The 17,193-nt window shown below is 66.2% G+C and carries 14 protein-coding genes; 4 read left to right on the top strand and 10 right to left on the bottom strand.

Annotated features, from left to right (window positions below; all coding sequences use genetic code 11):
• Positions 1–3: 3 nt before the first annotated feature.
• From B7D75_RS15745 to tsi1, 5 genes are all read right to left on the bottom strand, one after another.
• On the bottom strand, positions 4–1,137 hold the full coding sequence (locus B7D75_RS15745; protein ID WP_107114207.1) for a fimbrial protein: 1,134 nt from the start codon (positions 1,135–1,137) through the stop codon (positions 4–6).
• Between the two features lie 710 nt (positions 1,138–1,847).
• Positions 1,848–2,210, bottom strand: coding sequence for a YggL 50S ribosome-binding family protein (locus B7D75_RS15735; RefSeq protein WP_034080073.1), 363 nt, complete (start codon positions 2,208–2,210; stop codon positions 1,848–1,850).
• 16 nt (positions 2,211–2,226) lie between these two features.
• Positions 2,227–5,931, bottom strand: a complete 3,705-nt coding sequence (gene metH / locus B7D75_RS15730) for a methionine synthase (RefSeq protein ID WP_058129360.1) — start codon at positions 5,929–5,931, stop codon at positions 2,227–2,229.
• Between the two features lie 269 nt (positions 5,932–6,200).
• Positions 6,201–6,671 (bottom strand): CHAP domain-containing protein, encoded by a 471-nt coding sequence (locus B7D75_RS15725; protein ID WP_003154271.1) that lies wholly within the window; start codon positions 6,669–6,671, stop codon positions 6,201–6,203.
• Positions 6,672–6,714: 43 nt separating this feature from the next.
• Positions 6,715–7,233, bottom strand: a complete 519-nt coding sequence (gene tsi1 / locus B7D75_RS15720) for a type IV secretion system immunity protein Tsi1 (RefSeq protein ID WP_003154272.1) — start codon at positions 7,231–7,233, stop codon at positions 6,715–6,717.
• Positions 7,234–7,593: 360 nt separating this feature from the next.
• On the opposite strand from tsi1, the gene B7D75_RS15715 reads away from it, so the two are divergent.
• Positions 7,594–9,882: a fatty acid cis/trans isomerase gene (locus B7D75_RS15715; protein WP_107114206.1), complete on the top strand. Its 2,289-nt coding sequence runs from the start codon at positions 7,594–7,596 to the stop codon at positions 9,880–9,882.
• Between the two features lie 122 nt (positions 9,883–10,004).
• Positions 10,005–10,589: a Fe-S biogenesis protein NfuA gene (gene nfuA / locus B7D75_RS15710; protein WP_003088034.1), complete on the top strand. Its 585-nt coding sequence runs from the start codon at positions 10,005–10,007 to the stop codon at positions 10,587–10,589.
• 58 nt (positions 10,590–10,647) lie between these two features.
• Here nfuA and B7D75_RS15705 read toward each other — a convergent pair whose 3' ends face one another.
• Genes B7D75_RS15705 through B7D75_RS15695 form a run of 3 tightly spaced genes read right to left on the bottom strand, consistent with a single transcriptional unit; the run spans position 10,648 to position 13,090 of the window.
• Positions 10,648–11,817, bottom strand: coding sequence for an MFS transporter (locus B7D75_RS15705; protein ID WP_033997228.1), 1,170 nt, complete (start codon positions 11,815–11,817; stop codon positions 10,648–10,650).
• A gap of 4 nt (positions 11,818–11,821) precedes the next feature.
• A complete protein-coding gene (locus tag B7D75_RS15700) occupies positions 11,822–12,064 on the bottom strand; it encodes a DUF1272 domain-containing protein (protein ID WP_107114205.1) in 243 nt (80 codons plus the stop codon).
• Between the two features lie 21 nt (positions 12,065–12,085).
• Positions 12,086–13,090, bottom strand: coding sequence for a GlxA family transcriptional regulator (locus B7D75_RS15695; protein WP_107114204.1), 1,005 nt, complete (start codon positions 13,088–13,090; stop codon positions 12,086–12,088).
• Positions 13,091–13,337: 247 nt separating this feature from the next.
• On the opposite strand from B7D75_RS15695, the gene B7D75_RS15685 reads away from it, so the two are divergent.
• On the top strand, positions 13,338–14,543 hold the full coding sequence (locus B7D75_RS15685; protein ID WP_012076140.1) for a GGDEF domain-containing protein: 1,206 nt from the start codon (positions 13,338–13,340) through the stop codon (positions 14,541–14,543).
• Between the two features lie 47 nt (positions 14,544–14,590).
• On the opposite strand, the gene B7D75_RS15680 is transcribed toward B7D75_RS15685, so the two are convergent.
• A complete protein-coding gene (locus B7D75_RS15680; protein ID WP_003154276.1) occupies positions 14,591–14,866 on the bottom strand; it encodes a hypothetical protein in 276 nt (91 codons plus the stop codon).
• Between the two features lie 285 nt (positions 14,867–15,151).
• On the opposite strand from B7D75_RS15680, the gene B7D75_RS15675 reads away from it, so the two are divergent.
• On the top strand, positions 15,152–16,015 hold the full coding sequence (locus B7D75_RS15675; RefSeq protein WP_003154278.1) for a LysR family transcriptional regulator: 864 nt from the start codon (positions 15,152–15,154) through the stop codon (positions 16,013–16,015).
• Here B7D75_RS15675 and B7D75_RS15670 read toward each other — a convergent pair.
• Positions 16,003–17,160 (bottom strand): CBS domain-containing protein, encoded by a 1,158-nt coding sequence (locus B7D75_RS15670; protein WP_003154280.1) that lies wholly within the window; start codon positions 17,158–17,160, stop codon positions 16,003–16,005. The genes B7D75_RS15675 and B7D75_RS15670 overlap by 13 nt on opposite strands.
• Positions 17,161–17,193: the final 33 nt, after the last annotated feature.

Raw genomic sequence — 17,193 nt, 5'->3', positions numbered from 1 at the left:
GATTCACTGGTACGACATGGTGAAGGTTGCGCTGCCGTTGGCCTTGCCAGCCTTGGCGTTCGTCGCGGTGCGGATGTAGCGGGCGGTGAACTGCTCTTCGTGGATGCGGTTGGCAACGGTACCCAGGAGGAGCTGGTTGGGATTGCCCGCGTCCCGCGAGTCGGCGCCGAAGCGCACCTTCTGGGCGCCGAGCAGGATCTGGATGCCGAAGCCGGTCGCGGTGGAGTCACGGCTGAGGGACAGAACGTCGGAGCGGTTCGAGGGGGATGTGGCGTCGGTGAAGGTCACCGCTAGCTTGGTGCTGGTCCCCCGGCAGTCGATGCTCAGCCTGAAGGTACGGGCGGACGATACGCTGTTGAGATCTTTCATCTCGCCGATGCCTATCGGCCCGAACGCAACGTTCACGGGCTGCCTCGTCTGCAAGGTGCAGGTCTGCGGCGTGACGTGCACCAGTGGGGTCGAGAGGGTGATGGTCGAACTGGTGAACCCGCCCACTCGCTGGCTGAGGAGCAGGCCGCCGCTAACCTCGGCACCGGGGTGCACTTCGCCGGTCTTGACCAGTTCGAGGATGATCGGGCTGCCCAGGTAGAGGTAGCATTTGCCGCTGGCCGGATAGCCGCACAGTGACGGCGTGGTGAAGGTCGTCACCGGGACCTGCGAAGAGCCAGGTTTCAGGGCGTACTCGCTGGAGGTGGCCTTCAGTCGATAGCCGATGCCAGGAGTGCCGCTGGGAATCACTCCATCGGTGTTGGCCGACTGTCCATTGCCAGAGATCCAGTCCACTGTCACGCCGGTGTTGCAGTAAACGCCGACCGGGCTCGACTGGTTGAAGCTGTAGTTGTAGCGGGCGCTGGCTATGACGCTGCCAGGCGCTGCGTCGCGCGGTACGGTGACGCTGGTCGGCAATGACAGCGTAGCCCTGTAGACACCACCTGAGCCGACTTCGCATGCCGCCATGGCCGAGCAGGAAAACTGCCAGGCGAACAGGGCGAGCGCCACTCTCCGCAGAACGATTCTGGAGCGGGATAAGGGTGGGGAATCCGGATGCTTTCCGGGTATGGAAAGAGGCTTCATCATCGGCACCAGTCCCAGCATCCTTGCCTTCTTCGGTGCAGCTTGTCCGTAGTTCTTCGACATGCAGTGCTCCAGTCGCGATCTGAACCGTCCTGCCAGGCAGGTTCAGTTGCTAGTTGAATAGGGCCAAGGCCCTGGTGATATCTCATTGAAATATAAGGGGTATTTGACTAAGCCTAAGGGCTGGGGCTGCTATTTGTAAGAAGGCATTTCTTCATAAGAGGCAGGAAATGTCTGATAAGCGCTGAACGCGCCCGTTCGACGCGAGCGCGCCGGGTCGCCAGGCCCTGGTAAGAGAGATGCCGGGAAGCAGGATGTCTGCGGGGGAGGCGGCGTGGCTCGGAAGGGTGGGTCGGCCCCGTCGACGCCAATGTCGCCAGTGTCTGGGGCCGGTTCGTTCAGCCGTGCTGCCGAAGGGCGTGGTACGGCAGCAAGAGCGTATCGACGGCGGCATCGCTGGGCAGGGAGACCATGTTCACCGACAGGCAGACGATGCTTATCTTGCAGATGAGGGCGGTCGGGGGCAGCCGGTTTCCAGGCCGTCGAACAGCAGCCTCGGTCGGCCTGGGTACCCTTGTAGTAATCATCGGGTCCCGTGGCTGGATCTGCCGTCGCCCTGGGTCATCAGGTACCGCAGCCGCCGAGAGAAGCGCTGGACAGGCACAGGGCAAGCAGCAGGAGCGGCGCGCGCATGGAACGAGTTCTCTTCCGCTCGACGGCTTACTCCAGGGTGCGCCGCTGCCAGTCTGCGCCAGGTCATGCCGGCGCGGATTTCACTCGAAGAAGTTGTGCCAGCAGTCGCTCAGTGGGCCGATCTCGAAGGAGGTGCACCAGGGTTGGGCTTCCAACCACAGGCGGGCGCTTTCCCGGTCCGCCTCGTCCAGGCTGCCGACCCGCGCCAGGCACAGGTAGCCGCTGATTTCGGCCTGTTCCGGCGAGCCGCCGCCGCCGAACACCCAGCCCCGGGCCTCGACGAAGTCGATCAGATGGTCCAGCGCATCGTCGTGGGTGAGGGCGCTGCGGTCGTAGGTCAGTTCGAAGCTGAAGCCGAACTCCTGGAACTCGCCCAGGCGCAGCTTCTTGCGCAGGCGGCGCTTGCGCGGCTTTTCCATCTGCTCGGGAGTGAGGAATTTCATCGTCGGCCTTCCTGGGTCAGTCGTCGTAGCCAAGGTTCGGCGCCAGCCAGCGCTCGCTGACGCTGGCTTCCTGGCCCTTGCGCTGGCTGTAGCGTTCCACCTGGTCCCTGTCGATCTTGCCGACCGCGAAGTACTGCGCCTGCGGATGGGCGAAATACCAACCGCTGACCGCCGCGGCGGGGAACATCGCGTAGTGCTCGGTCAGGCTGACGCCGGACAGGCCCTGCGGATCGAGCAGTTCGAACAGGGTGCCTTTCTCGGTATGGTCGGGGCAGGCCGGGTAGCCCGGTGCCGGGCGGATGCCGACGTATTGCTCCTTGATCAAGGCCTCGTTGTCGAGGTGCTCGTCGCGGGCGTAGCCCCAGTACTCCTTGCGCACCCGCTCGTGCAGCCACTCGGCGCAGGCTTCGGCGAGGCGGTCGGCGAGCGCCTTGACCATGATGCTGTTGTAGTCGTCGCCCTTGGCTTCGTACGCCTTGGCCACTTCCTCGGCGCCGATCCCGGCGGTGGTGATGAAGCCGCCGAGGTAGTCGCGCACGCCGCTTTCCTTCGGCGCGACGAAATCGGCCAGCGACAGGTTCGGCTTGCCGTCCGGCTTGATCGTCTGCTGCCGCAGGTGGTGCAGGGTGGCGAGGGTCTCGCCGTCGGCGTCGTAGACCTCCAGGTCGTCGTGCTCGACCTGGTTGGCCGGCCAGAAGCCGAACACCGCGCGGGCCTTGATCAGCTTCTCGTCGATCAGCTTCTTCAGCATCGCCTGGGCGTCGTTGAACAACGAGGTGGCGGCCTCGCCGACCACCTCGTCGGTGAGGATGCGCGGGTACTTGCCGGCCAGGTCCCAGGAAATGAAGAACGGTGTCCAGTCGATGTACTCGGCGAGCACCGCGAGGTCGATCTCGTCGAGCACCCTGACGCCGGTGAAGGAAGGCGTCGGCGCCTGGTAGCCGGCCCAGTCGAAGGCCGGCTTGTTGGCGATCGCCTGTTCGTAGCTCAGTCGCTCGGTGCGGGCGCTGCGGTTAGCCGTGCGTTCGCGGACCACCGCGTAGTCGGCGCGGGTGCGGGCCACGTAGTCGGCCTTCAGCTCCTTGGACAGCAGGCTGGTGGCCACGCCTACCGCGCGCGAGGCGTCGGTGACGTAGACCACCGCGTCGTTGCTGTACTGCGGGTCGATCTTCACCGCGGTGTGAGCCTTCGAGGTGGTGGCGCCGCCGATCATCAGCGGCAGCTGGAAATTCTGCCGCTGCATTTCCTTGGCGACGTGGACCATCTCGTCCAGCGACGGCGTGATCAGGCCGGACAGGCCGATGATGTCGCACTTCTCGGCGATGGCGGTCTGCAGGATCTTCTCCGCCGGCACCATCACGCCGAGGTCGACCACGTCATAGCCGTTGCAGCCGAGCACCACGCCGACGATGTTCTTGCCGATGTCGTGCACGTCGCCCTTCACCGTGGCCATCAGGATCTTGCCCTTGGCTTCCGGCTTGTCGCCTTTCTCCGCCTCGATGAAGGGAATCAGGTGGGCCACCGCCTGCTTCATCACTCGCGCGGACTTGACCACCTGCGGGAGGAACATCTTGCCGGCGCCGAACAGGTCGCCGACCACGTTCATCCCGGCCATCAGCGGGCCTTCGATGACCTCGATGGGGCGCGCGCACTGCTGGCGGCATTCCTCGGTGTCCTCGACGATCCAGGTGGTGATGCCCTTGACCAGCGCATGCTCGAGGCGCTTCTCGACGCTGTAGCTGCGCCATTCCTCGTCCTCGGCCTCCTTGACCGCGCCGCCGCCCCTGTAGTCGTCGGCGATCGCCAGCAGGGCCTCGGTGGCCTCGGGCGTGCGGTTGAGCACCACGTCCTCGACCCGGTCGCGCAGCGCCTTCGGGATCTCGTCGTAGATTTCCAGCTGGCCGGCGTTGACGATGCCCATGGTCAGGCCGTTGCGGATCGCGTAGTAGAGGAACACCGAGTGAATCGCCTCGCGCACCGGGTTGTTGCCGCGGAACGAGAAGGACACGTTGGACACCCCGCCCGAGCTGAGCGCGTAGGGCAGGTGGTCGCGAATGTAGGCGCAGGCGTTGATGAAGTCGACCGCGTAGTTGTTGTGCTCCTCGATGCCGGTGGCGATGGCGAAGATGTTCGCGTCGAAGATGATGTCTTCCGGCGGGAAGCCGACTTCGTCGACCAGGATGTCATAGGAGCGCTTGCAGATTTCTTCCTTGCGCGCCTGGGTGTCGGCCTGGCCGTCCTCGTCGAAGGCCATCACCACCACCGCGGCGCCGTAGCGCTTGCACAGGCGGGCGTGGTGCTTGAAGGCCTCGACGCCTTCCTTCATCGAGATCGAGTTGACGATGCCCTTGCCCTGGATGCACTTCAGGCCGGCCTCGATCACTTCCCACTTGGAGGAGTCGATCATGATCGGCACGCGCGAGATGTCGGGCTCGGAGGCGATCAGGTTGAGGAAGGTGACCATGGCCGCCTTCGAGTCCAGCATGCCTTCGTCCATGTTGATGTCGATCACCTGGGCGCCGGCTTCCACCTGCTGCTGGGCGACCTCGAGGGCTTCCGCGTAGTTTTCCTCGCGGATCAGTCGGGCGAACCTGGCCGATCCGGTGATGTTGGTGCGCTCGCCGACGTTGACGAACAGCGAACTGCGGTCGATGGTGAACGGCTCCAGGCCGGACAGGCGACAGGCCCGGGGTATCTCCGGGATGGCCCGCGGCGGGTACTTGGCCACTGCCTTGGCGATCGCCTCGATGTGCGCCGGGGTGGTGCCACAGCAGCCGCCGACGATATTGAGGAAGCCAGCCGCGGCAAATTCCTCGACCACCACGGCCATTTCCGCCGGCGATTCGTCGTATTCGCCGAAGGCGTTCGGCAGGCCGGCGTTGGGGTGGGCCGAGACATGGGTGTCGGCCTTGGTCGACAGTTCCTCGATGTAGGGGCGCAGCTCCCTGGCGCCGAGCGCGCAGTTCAGGCCCACCGAGATCGGCCGGGCGTGCCGCACCGAGTTCCAGAAGGCCTCGGTGGTCTGGCCCGACAGGGTGCGGCCGGAGGCGTCGGTGATGGTCCCGGAGATCATGATCGGCAGTTCCACGCCGAGCTCCTCGAACACGCCCTGGACGGCGAAGATCGCCGCCTTGGCGTTGAGGGTGTCGAAGATGGTCTCGATCAGGATCAGGTCGGCGCCGCCTTCGATCAGGCCACGGGTCGCCTCGACGTAGTTCTCCACCAGCTCGTCGAAGGTGACGTTGCGGTAGCCGGGGTTGTTCACGTCCGGGGAAATCGAGCAGGTGCGGCTGGTCGGGCCGAGCACGCCGGCGACGAAGCGCGGCTTGTCCGGAGTCTCGGCGGTCTTCGCATCGGCCACCTGGCGGGCCAGGCGCGCCCCTTCGACGTTCAGCTCGTAGGCCAGCGCCTGCATGCCGTAGTCGGCCTGGGACACCTGGGTGGCGTTGAAGGTGTTGGTCTCGAGGATATCGGCGCCGGCGTCGAGATAGGCCTTCTCGATGGCCTGGATCACGTCCGGACGGCTGAGCAGCAGGAGGTCGTTGTTGCCCTTCACGTCGCTCGGCCAGTCGGCGAAACGCTCGCCGCGGTAGTCCGCTTCTTCCAGCCTGTAGCTCTGGATCATGGTGCCCATGCCGCCATCGAGGATCAGGATACGTTCCCTGAGGGCGTGCTGGAGGGCTTGCAGGCGGGCGCTGCGATCGGTGAGCGGGCTGGACATGGATGGACCTGGCGTCAGTGGGCGGAAAGGTGAAAAGCATAACAAAGGCAGGGGCTTACCGACCGAGGTTGGCTGGACCATGAATTTCATTCAAGTTGAAGGCTGCTCATTTACCAGCAAAAGGCTGCGGGAGCGCCGCTGTGCCGTAGCGGATGCACAGGATTCGCAGGTCGCGAGGCGTGGGCAGTAGGTGCGGGAGACCCAGGCAGGACTGGCCGGGGCTGGCGGGATGCGGCCGCGAATGAGGTTGGCTCATTCGCGGCGCTGTCTCAACTGGCCTTGGGCAGGCTGCAGCTGGCCAGGGAGTAGACGTAATAGTCGAGGCGGTCGCGGTCGGTACGGTTCCACACCTGGCCGACCGATTTCAGCCCCTGGCTCTGGCCGACCGCGCCGGCGATGCTGCCGCACCAGCACAGCGGGTACTTCTGCCGATACAGCGGGCCGCTGATGACCACCGCCACGTGGCCGTAGGTGCGGCCCTTTAGGCCGGCGATCACCAGGTAACCCTGGGCGGCCTTCTGCGCGGCCTCGGCGCCGGAGGCGAGCCTGCTCCAGCCCTGATGCTGCGCCAGGCCGTCGACCATGGCGTTGGCATTGCCGCGCGGCATCGCCACACCGAGTTCGGCAGCCACCGACTGGACGAAGCCGGAACAGTTGTCCTTGTTCGGGGTGCCGGCCAGGTAGCTCTTGTCCCAGCTGTTCTTGCAGGCGTTGACGATGCATTGATCGAGACTGTCCATGTGTCACCTATGCGTGTCGGAAAAAGGGCGCTCCGGCCCGGGGTCATTTCTTTGCGGTCTGGCAGAACGGTGCGAGCGAGCGCTTCACGATCTTCGCGCAGCTGGCGACGGACTCGCCCGAGCATTTCTCGCCCAGGCGCAGCCCGTCCTTGTCCACCGCCCAGCGCTGGCCGGAGATGTCCTCGCGGTGCACCACCTTGCAGGTGGCGCTGTCGTAGGCCACCAGTTCGGCGCTGGAACCGCTGAATTCATGCATCAGCACGCGCCGCCCGTCCTCGCTGAGGAACACGCCGCCGCGCGACCAGATGCCGCCGTCCTCGATGCGGCAATCGTTGCCGCTGTCGCGGTCGGCCAGGTAGACCGGCGGTTCGGGAAAGGCGTCGGGATTGGCGTCGTTGGGGTCTTCGTTGCTGAACATCACGCGGACGTGCTCGTCCTCGCCGCCGAACATGTTCGGCGAGCCGAGCTGGGGCACGATTTCCAGCTGGGTGAAGGTACAGTCCGCAGCCTGGGCCGAAAGGCTCAGGAAGACAGCGGCGAAGCTGCCGGCGAGCAGTTTCATGGGGCGGGTTCTCCAATGGGCCGCGAGGGCGGCGAAAGGATGGACCAGGCCGCGCCGGGCGCGAACGGAAGCGCCGCCTGGCGACAGGAGGCGGAAGCGGCGAAGAGGGGACGTGGAGCGCACGCGAACGGGCGCGGATGGGGCGCGGCGAGTCGAAACATATCCCTGTTTCCTCGAAGTCATCGTCCTTGATCGCCAGGGCGGGCCTGGGAGCCCGGCTAGCATACGTGGCGGCCGAAGCCGGTGGAATGGCGGCTAAATGATGGCCCGTGCCCGGGGCAATGTCGTCCGCCGCTCCGAAAGTGCGGCGCAGAGAGGCGGGTTTGCTAGAATCGCCCGTCGCCGAGTGAGGAGTGGTTCATGTTGCCAAGACCGTTGGTTGGGTTGGCCTTCGTTTTGTCGTCTTTTATCCAGTCTGTTTGCGCCGCTGAAGTCTCCTATAGCCGCGACGTCCAGCCGATCTTCACTGCCAAGTGCGTCGCCTGCCACGCCTGCTACGACTCGCCCTGCCAGCTCAACCTGAGCAGCGCCGAAGGCGCGCAGCGCGGCGCCAACCAACTGCCGGTCTACGATGGCACGCGGACCAAGGCGCAGGAGACCACCCGCCTGTACCTCGATGCGCACGGCGCCGACGCCTGGCGGCGCAAGGAGTTCTGGTCGGTGCTCGAACCGCAGGGCGGCCAGGCGGCACTGATGGCGCGGATGCTCGAGCTTGGCCACAGCCAGCCGCTGCAGCCGAATGCGAAGATCCCTAAAGGCCTGGACATTTCGATCAACCGCGCCAACCAGTGCCCGACGCCGGCCAGCATCGACGAGTTCATCCGCAAGAACCCAGGTTCCGGCATGCCTTTCGCGGTGGCCGGGCTGAGCGACGACGAATACGCCACCTTGCAGAAGTGGCTGGCCGCGGGCGCGCCGGTCGACGAGCAGCCGTTGCGACTGACCGCCGCCGAGATGCGCCAGGTGGCCAGCTGGGAGAACTTCCTCAACCAGCCCGGAGCCAAGCAGAGCCTGGTATCGCGCTGGCTCTACGAACACCTGTTCCTGGCACACCTGTATTTCCCGGAGCAGGGCGCGCCCGGCCACTTCTTCCAGCTGGTTCGCTCGCGTACGCCCAGCGGCCAGCCGATCGACCCGATTCCCACCCGGCGCCCCAACGACGACCCGGGCAATACCTTCTACTACCGACTGTGGCCGATCCAGGGCGTGATCGTGCACAAGACGCACATCACCTATCCGCTGACGGCGAAGAAGCTGGACCATGTCCAAGAGCTGTTCTTCGGCACCCAGTGGAACACCGACAAGGTCCCCGGCTACGGCCTGCAGAGCCGCGCCAACCCGTTCGCCACCTTCGCCGCGATCCCGGCGCGGGCGCGCTACCAGTTCATGCTGGACAATGCCGAGTACTTCACCCGTACCTTCATCCGCGGGCCGGTCTGCCGCGGACAGATCGCCACCGACGTGATCCGCGACAACTTCTGGGTGGTATTCCAGGATCCCTCCCAGGACCTGTTCGTCACCGATGCCAACTTCCGCGCGCAGAGCGAGCCGCTGCTGGCCTTGCCGGGGCAGATAGACGAGCTGAAGAACCTGCTCGGCCTGTGGAGCGCCTACCGGGACAAGCGCAACGAGTACGAAGACCTGCGCCAGGACGTCTACGCCGACGCGCCGCCACCGACCTGGAGCACGATCTGGCATGGCAACGACAACGCCCTGCTGAGCATCTTCCGCCAGTTCGATAGCGCCTCGGTGCGCAAGGGCCTGCTTGGCGAGATACCGCAGACCCTGTGGCTGATGGACTACCCGCTGTTCGAACGGACCTACTACGGGCTGGTGGTGAACTTCGACGTCTTCGGCAACGTCTCGCACCAGGCGCAGACGCGCCTGTACTTCGACCTGATCCGCAACGGCGCCGAGCAGAACTTCCTCCGCCTGATGCCGGTGGACGCGCGCCAGCCGCTGCTCGACGACTGGTACCAGAACAGCGGCAAGCTGAAGATGTGGCTGGACTACCAGGCCTTCGACAACGACACGCCGAGCGCGCTCGGCCTGCCGGAGCAACAACCGAAGAAGGCCTTCGCCGAAGAACTGCTGCGTCGTTACGGCGACCTCAATGCGCGTCCCGACCCGATCAATCGCTGCCTGGACGGCAACTGCTATCGACCGGGCATCGACCGCGAACTGCAAGACGCCGAGCAGGCCTTCAGTCGCCTGGTCAGCCGGCCGGCGGCCGGCCTCAAGGTAATCGAGCGCTTCCCCGAGGCGACCATGCTGCGGATACGTACGTCCAGCGGCAAGCGCGAGGTCTATACCGTGCTGCGCAACCGCGCGCACAGCAATGTCGCCTTCATGCTCGGCGAGTCGCTGCGCTACCAGCCGGGCCTGGACACCCTGACGATCTACCCCGGCGTGCTGTCCAGCTATCCGAACTTCATGTTCGATCTGCCGGCGACGGATGCCGAGGCCTTCGTCGGCGCCTTGGAGGCGGCGAAGAGCGGCGAGGACTTCGACAAGGTGGTCGAACGCTGGGGCGTGCGCCGCAGCAATCCGCAGTTCTGGAGCTACTTCCACGATCTCGAGGCGTACATCCGCGAAACCGAGCCGGTCGAGGCGGGCGCACTGGACATGAACCGCTACGAGAACCTCTGAGTCTCGCGACCCGCTGCGCAAGGGGCGGGTCGGTTATCGCGAATTATTCCTACTAATTTACTAGGGCTTTATCCGCAAGTACCGATTGGCGTAAACTGTCGGCATATTTGCGAGGAGTTGCCATGAGCGCCATCACCATTACCGAAGCTGCCCAAGCGTATCTGGCCGAGTTGCTGGAGAAGCAGAGCACCCCGGGTATCGGCATTCGTATCTTCATCACCCAGCCGGGTACCCAGTACGCGGAAACCTGCATCGCCTACTGCAAGCCGGGCGAGGAAAAGGTCGAGGACACCGCCATCGCCCTGAAGGACTTCACTGCCTGGATCGATGCCGTCAGCGAGCCCTTCCTCGAAGACGCGGTGGTCGACTACGCCACCGACCGCATGGGTGGCCAGCTGACCATCAAGGCGCCGAACGCCAAGGTGCCGATGGTCAACGAGGACAGCCCGATCACCGAGCGCATCAACTATTACCTGCAGACCGAGATCAATCCCGGCCTGGCCAGCCACGGCGGACAGGTGAGCCTGGTCGACGTGGTCGAGGACAACATCGCCGTGCTGCGTTTCGGCGGCGGTTGCCAGGGCTGCGGGATGGTCGACATGACCCTCAAGGATGGCGTGGAGAAAACCCTGATCGAGCGTATTCCCGAACTGAAGGGCGTGCGCGACGTGACCGACCACAGCAACAAGGAGAACGCCTACTACTGAGGCGTTTCCGTAAAGCAGAAAAGGCGACCGCAAGGTCGCCTTTTTCGTTGCCGGCTCCTCAGCCGGACAGCGCCCGCGCGCGTCGGACCGGCCAGAGCAGGGCGAGTGCCAGCAGCAGCACCGGCCACGCCAGCAGGTTCACCGCGTTCCAGCCGAGGCTGGTGATCAGCGCGCCGGAGCCGAACGACATCAGCGCCGCCACCAGGCTGTTGCCTTGCTCCATCAATCCTTGCGCGGCGCCGCGCTCGCTGTCGGCGTGGCCCTCGCCGAGCAGGGTGGTACCGGCGATCAGCATCAGGTTCCAGCCGCTGCCCAGGGCCAGCGAACTGAGCAGGAACTGCATGACCGACTGCCCGCCCAGGGCGATGCCCGCGCTGGCGGCGAGCAGCGCGGCGCCGAGCAGGGCGACGCGGCGGTTGCCGATGCGGTCGACCAGCGGCCCGGCGAAGAACGCCGGGAGGAACATGCCCAGCACGTGCCACTGGATGACCCGACTCGACTGTTCCAGCGGCAGGCCGCAGAAACTCATGGCCAGCGGCGTGGCGTTCATGATCAGGATCATCAGTCCGTGTCCCGCCGCGGTGCAGGCGATGGCCGCGCGGACCACCGGCCGCTGCAACAGGCCGCCTACGTCGCGCCAGGCGAGTCGTGCCGGGCGCGGCGCCTGGCCTTCGCGGAGCAGGGCCATCAGCGACAGGCCGGCGAGGGCCAGTGCGGCGATCAGCAGATAGGCGCCGACGAAGGGCTGCGCCAGCGCGTTGCGCGACCACAGCGCCAGGCTCGGCGCCAGCAGCGCGGCGAATACCCCGCCGGCGAGCACATAGGCGCTGGCGCGGCCTTTCCGCCCGGCATCCACCGCCTCCAGCGCGGCGAACCGGTAGTACATGGCCGAGGCCTGGTAGATCCCGATGCACAGGGAGCCCAGGCAGAACAAGAGGAAGTCGCCGCTCCACACCCCGGCGGCGCAGACCAGGCCGCCGAGCACACCGCCGGCGGCGCCGAGCATCAGTCCGGGACGGCGGCCGTGGCGCTGCATGAAATACGCCAGCGGCTGCACCGCCAGCAGGTTGCCGAGTACCAGCAGGGCCAGGGGCAGGGTCGCCAGGCTGTTCAGCGGCGCCAACTGGACGCCGATCAGCGAGGTCAGGGTTATGCCGATCAGCGAGCAGGACCAGTACAGCGCCTGGCCGCAGAACAGCAGGAGCAGGGTCGGGTTGCGTAGCAGCATGGCCTCACTCCGGGCAACCGCCGGGCTTGACGACGCGCCGGCTGGAGGCAGGGTGGCGGACCAGCGCATTCGGCGGACGCCTTGGCCGGGCCAGCAGTTCGCCGCCGCAGTTCGGGCACTGGCCGCTCAGGCGGGTCGTTGCGCAGTCGCGGCAGAAGGTGCACTCGAAGGTGCAGATCAGCGCGTCGCCGCTGTCGCCGGGCAGGTCGCGGTCGCAGCACTCGCAGTTGGGGCGCAGTTCCAGCATGGGTAGGTCCTCGGAGGAGCGTCAGGCCAGCATGCCGAAGCGTTCGGCGTATTCCTGGGGACTGACCGAAAGGTGCTTGTGGAAAGTCCGCCGGAGGTTTTCCGGATGGCCGAAGCCGCACAGCCGGGACACCGTGGCGATCGACGCCTGGGCGTCCTGCAGCAGGGCGCGCGCGGCCTCCAGGCGAACCCGTTCGACGTAGCGACCGGGCGCCACGCCCAGTTCCTGGAGAAACACCCGGGACAGCGTACGCGGGCTCATGCAGGCCCGGTCGGCGAGGGCTTCCAGGGACAGGTGGCCGGCGAGGTTGGCGGGAATCCACTCGAGCAGCGCGGCCAGGCGTGGTGTACGGCTCGGTTCCGGGGTCAGCCAGGCGCTGAACTGGGCCTGGCCGCCAGGACGCTTGAGGAACATCACCAGGCGCCGCGCGACGCTGAGCGCCAGGCTGCGGCCGAGGTCGGCCTCGACCAGCGCCAGGGCCAGGTCGATCCCCGCCGTGACGCCCGCCGAGGTGAAGATGTGGGCGTCGCCGTCGCGGCACTGTGGGTCGTAGGTGTGCAGGCGGTCGCCTTGCACATGGACGCCGGGAAACCCCTGGCGCAGCGTCGCCACGTCGGCCCAGTGGGTGGTCGCCAGGCGTCCGTCGAGAACCCCGGCGGCGGCCAGGATCAGCGCTCCCGAACACACCGAGCCGAGCCGGCGTATGCGCGGTTCGGCGGCTTTCAGCCAGGCGAGCAGGTCGGCGTTGCGAGTCTGCGTTTCGACACCGAGGCCGCCGGGAATCAACAGGGTATCCAGGCTCTCCGGAGGACAGTCGCGCCAGGCGCGGTCGGCGCAGATGCGGATGCCCGCGGAGCTGGGCACCGCTTCGCTACGCTCGCCGAGCACCTCTATCCGGTAGAAGGGTGGCAGGCCCTGGCGCTGGCGTTCGACGTTGGCCGAGGCGAATACCTGCAGCGGTCCGGTCACGTCCAGGCTCATCACTTCGGGATAGATCAGGCAGGCAATCAGGCGCGGTTCGGGCATGGCACAACCTCATGACGATGCTGGCAGTCTGGCGTCCTTCGACCCTGGCCGCAATGCCAGTCGGCCCACGGATCTTGCCATTCGCTCGCCGGAACGATGTGCTGCACGATGGCTGGTATCGCCTCGGCACCTCGCATGCCCTATTGTCTGGTAACGGGTGATGGCTTTTTGACTCATCGCTGCAGTGGCGCCAGGGTATTGTCGTTCCAGGCCTGTTTCAGCGTCGGTCCGAGGTAGGGGAGTCAGCATGCTTGCACGCGACAGCCTGGTACAGGCTGGTCTGCCGGATAATCCGTATGCGCGCCAGTTGCGCAACGGTTTTCGCTGGTTGCGTTTCGAAAAGGAGCTGGAAAGCGAATTTCGCGAGTTTCTCAGCTGGAACTCGCTGATGCAGCGGCGCGCCGCCATCGGGGTGGCGCTCCTGATCTGGGCGTTGTTCATTCTGGCCGACTGGCTGATGGTGGATATCCGCCAGCATCCCAGCCTGCTCGAGCAACTGCTGGGCGTACGCCTGGGGATGATCGGCCTGCTGCTGGTGGTCTGGCCGGCGGCGTTCATGCCCAGTCTGCGCAGGGTCGGCGATGTCATCGCACCCTATTGCCTGTTGCTGATCAACCTGGCGGTGCTGGCCTGCGATGTGCTGTTCGAGTGGCATGGGGTGCCGCGCTTCACCCAGTTGGGCGCGACCCTCGGGATTCTCGCGGTGTTCTTTCCGCTCGGCCTGGCGTTCTGGACCTGCGTGCGTCTCGCGTTGTTGTGCCTGACCCTGAACCTGGCGGTATTCCTGCTCTTCGGCGGCGAAGAGAACCTGCGCACCAACCTGCTGAATACCCTCTACAACGGCCTGGTGGTACTGATCTGCTCCTTCGCCCTGTACCTGCAGGACTATGCCCAGCGCGAGCAGTTCCTCGGCCGGCGCCTGCTGGGCATGATGGCCGAGCAGGACAGCCTCACCGGCCTGGTCAACCGGCGCTACTACGAGCTGCTTGCCCAGCGGGCCCTGGAACAGGGTACCCGCGAGGGGAAGGGGGTAGCGCTGATCCTGGTGGATGTCGACGACTTCAAGGCCTACAACGACCACTACGGGCATCCGGCCGGCGATGCCGCCCTGCACCGGCTGGGTGCCGTGCTCCGGCAGGGCGCGCGGCGGCCGATGGATATCGCCGCGCGCCTGGGCGGCGAGGAATTCGCCGTGTTGCTGTACGACAGCGAGGAGGGCAACACCCTGGCCATCGCCGAACGCCTGCGGCAGGCGGTGGAGGCGCTGGGCATCGAGCACCGCCGCTCCAGCGCCGGCCCTTGCCTGACGATCAGCCTGGGGGTCGCCTATTCGACCTCCGGCATGGGCCTGGACGCGCTCTATCGCGAGGCCGACCGCGCTCTATACGAGGCCAAGGACGCGGGGCGCAACATGGTGCGCGTGGCGTTCCAGCAGCATGACCGTCTCGAATAGAGGAATGAAAAAGGCGCCCTGGGGCGCCTTTCGTCGTATGGAGCGGCTCAGCCTTGGCTGGGCATACTCCAGTCCTGCAGGCTGTAGCCGTTGTGGCTGAGTTCTTCGCGTGCCTGTTGCAGCAGGCCGGCAAGCTGCTCCGGATCGGAGTAGGCGGAGCTTGGAATGCGCGCACGACCCAGCAGGCGGGTGCCGGTGCGATCGACTACGGACAGGCTCAGGCCGCCGTCACTGCCTAGCTCGGACCAGGCAACGCACTGGTATGGCTGGAAGGCGCGCCCGGTGATCAGCAAAGCCTCGTTGAAACGGAGCGTAGCGTTCATGGGAGTCGGTCTCTCTCGTTCATTGTCTGCGTGGAACATGGGTGGCGCTTCCCGGCTCCACCGTGTTCGGTCACGCTAACTGATGCTTTCGAAAGCGAAAAAGTCACGCCATGGCGCGTTTGTGCAACAGGTTGTCGCCTTTTCGAAGGGTTTGAGCGCGCCGAAGCGGTTATGCGCGGTGTTTTGTCGCAGATTTCCAGGGGGGCGGCCAGGCCGGACTTCGCTCGCCGCCCGCGCCTGCACAGCCTAGAATGGCGGCCCACCTGTGGCAGCGGACCGCTTCGCATGGATATCGACCTCGCCCGTACCTTCCTGGAGATCGCCCGCAGCGGCAGCTTCGTCGCCGCCGCGGAACGCCTGCACCTGACCCAGACCGCCGTCACCGCGCGCATCCAGAACCTGGAAGGGCAGCTCGGCTGCCGGCTGTTCGTGCGCAACCGCGCGGGTGCCCGGTTGACCGCCGACGGCGAGCACTTCCTCGGCTACGCCAGCCAGCTGGTGCAGACCTGGGACGCGGCGCGGCGCGACCTGCCGCTGCCGGACGGCTTCCGCAACCTGCTCAACCTCGGCGGCGAGGTCAGCCTGTGCAATCCGTTGCTGCTGAACTGGATGCGCCGGCTGCGCGAGGCGATTCCCGGGCATGCCGTGCGGGTCGAGATCGGCCAGGGCGCCGACCTGCTGAAGCAGCTGGAGCAGGGCGCGCTGGATGCCGCACTGGTCTACCAGCCGGAATACTGGCCAGGGCTGCAGGTCGAGCAGTTGCTGGAGGAAAAGCTGGTGATGGTGCGTTCCGCCGTAGCCGCGGAGCCCTATCTGTATGTCGACTGGGGCGCGGACTTCCGCAGCCAGCACGACGCCGCGCTGCCGGACCGGGCCAAGGCCGCGCTGGCCTGCAACCTCGGTCCGCTGGCCCTGCAATACATCATGCAGAACGGTGGCAGCGGCTATTTCCGCACCCGGGTGGTGAGCAGCTACCTGGACAGCGGCACCCTGCAGCGGGTCGAGCAGGCGCCGGAGTTCGCCTACCCGACCTACCTGGTGTATTCCCGCGAACGCCTCTCGCCGACCCTGCGCCATGCCTTCCAGTTGTTGCGCGAGCTGGTTCGCGAGGACAGCGACTGGTCGCAGCGCTGGGACTACGTGATCTGATCGGCGTGGCCCAGGTGCTGCAACCAGTTGCGATAGAGCGCGGCGATCAGGTCGGTCTGGCTGACGATGCCGACCAGGTAGCCTGCCTCGTTGAGCACGGGCAGGCAGTGCAGGCCCTCGTCGGATAGCAGCGAGACCAGTTCGACGGCATGGGTGTCGGCCTGCACGCAGACCACCGGGGTGGTCATGATCGTCTTCAGCTTGGTCCCGCGCAGGAAGCGCAGGCGCTTGAACGGGCTGCCGTCGGGGCGGAAGTGCTTGAGCAGGTCGCTCTGGGTGACGATGCCGGCCAGCCGGCGATGCTCGTCGAGCACCGGCAGGGCCTTCAGGCGGTGCTCCTGCAATTGCTTCCAGGCATCGTCGATGAAGGTCTCGGTGCTGGCCGTCTGCACGTCGCGGGACATGATCCGTGCCGCGGTCAGCTCGCCCATGCGCCGGCGCAGGGCGTAGCGCTCCGTGTGGTGGATCAGGCGCTCGAGATCGTCGCGGGTGATGTCGACGAATTCACCGAAGTCCTGTAGCGCCTGGTCCAGGTCCCGGGCGGAAAAGTCCGTCCGCGCGCTCGGCGCCAGGTCGCGGGTGCCGTGCAGGTTGGCCCGGGGCGGCTGGTAGGGCCGGGGGTAGGGTGAGCGCATCAGGTTGTTGTAGAGCAGCGCGCAGCCGATCAGCACCAGGGTGGCGAGGAGGATCGGCCAGACCACGTCGACGCCGAGTTCGCTCAGCGACGGGTTGAGGGCCACGCTCAGGGCCAGCGCGCAACTTGGTGGATGCAGGCAGCGCAGGGCGAACATCAGCAGCATGCCCAGGGCCATGCCGACCAGCGCCGGGGCCAGTTCGTGCCCGAACCAGCAGGCGCTGAGACCGCCGGCCAGGGCGGCGACCAGGTTGCCGCCGAGCATCGACCAGGGTTGTGCCAGCGGGCTGGAGCCGAGGGCGAACAGGAGTACGGCGGATGCGCCGAGCGGCGCGGCCAGGCGCAGCGCCAGCTCGGTGCCGAACAGCGCCTGGCAGGCGAACACCGCGGCGAGCGCGCCGATGCAGGCGCCGAGTCCGGCGCGCAGGCAGTCGCGCGGGCGAGCGTTCAGGGTCAGGGGGCGGAAGCCTTTCAGCCAGGTTCTTACGGTGACGCCGGGAGAATCGTTCATGAGTTCATCGAGACAAAAGAAAGGGGCCGTTGC

Origin of the sequence: Pseudomonas paraeruginosa (assembly GCF_003025345.2) — a bacterium.
Taxonomy (GTDB): Bacteria; Pseudomonadota; Gammaproteobacteria; order Pseudomonadales; family Pseudomonadaceae; genus Pseudomonas; species Pseudomonas paraeruginosa.
The sequence above is the reverse complement of the archived record's forward strand: the minus strand, read 5'-3'. Positions and strand labels throughout refer to the sequence as shown.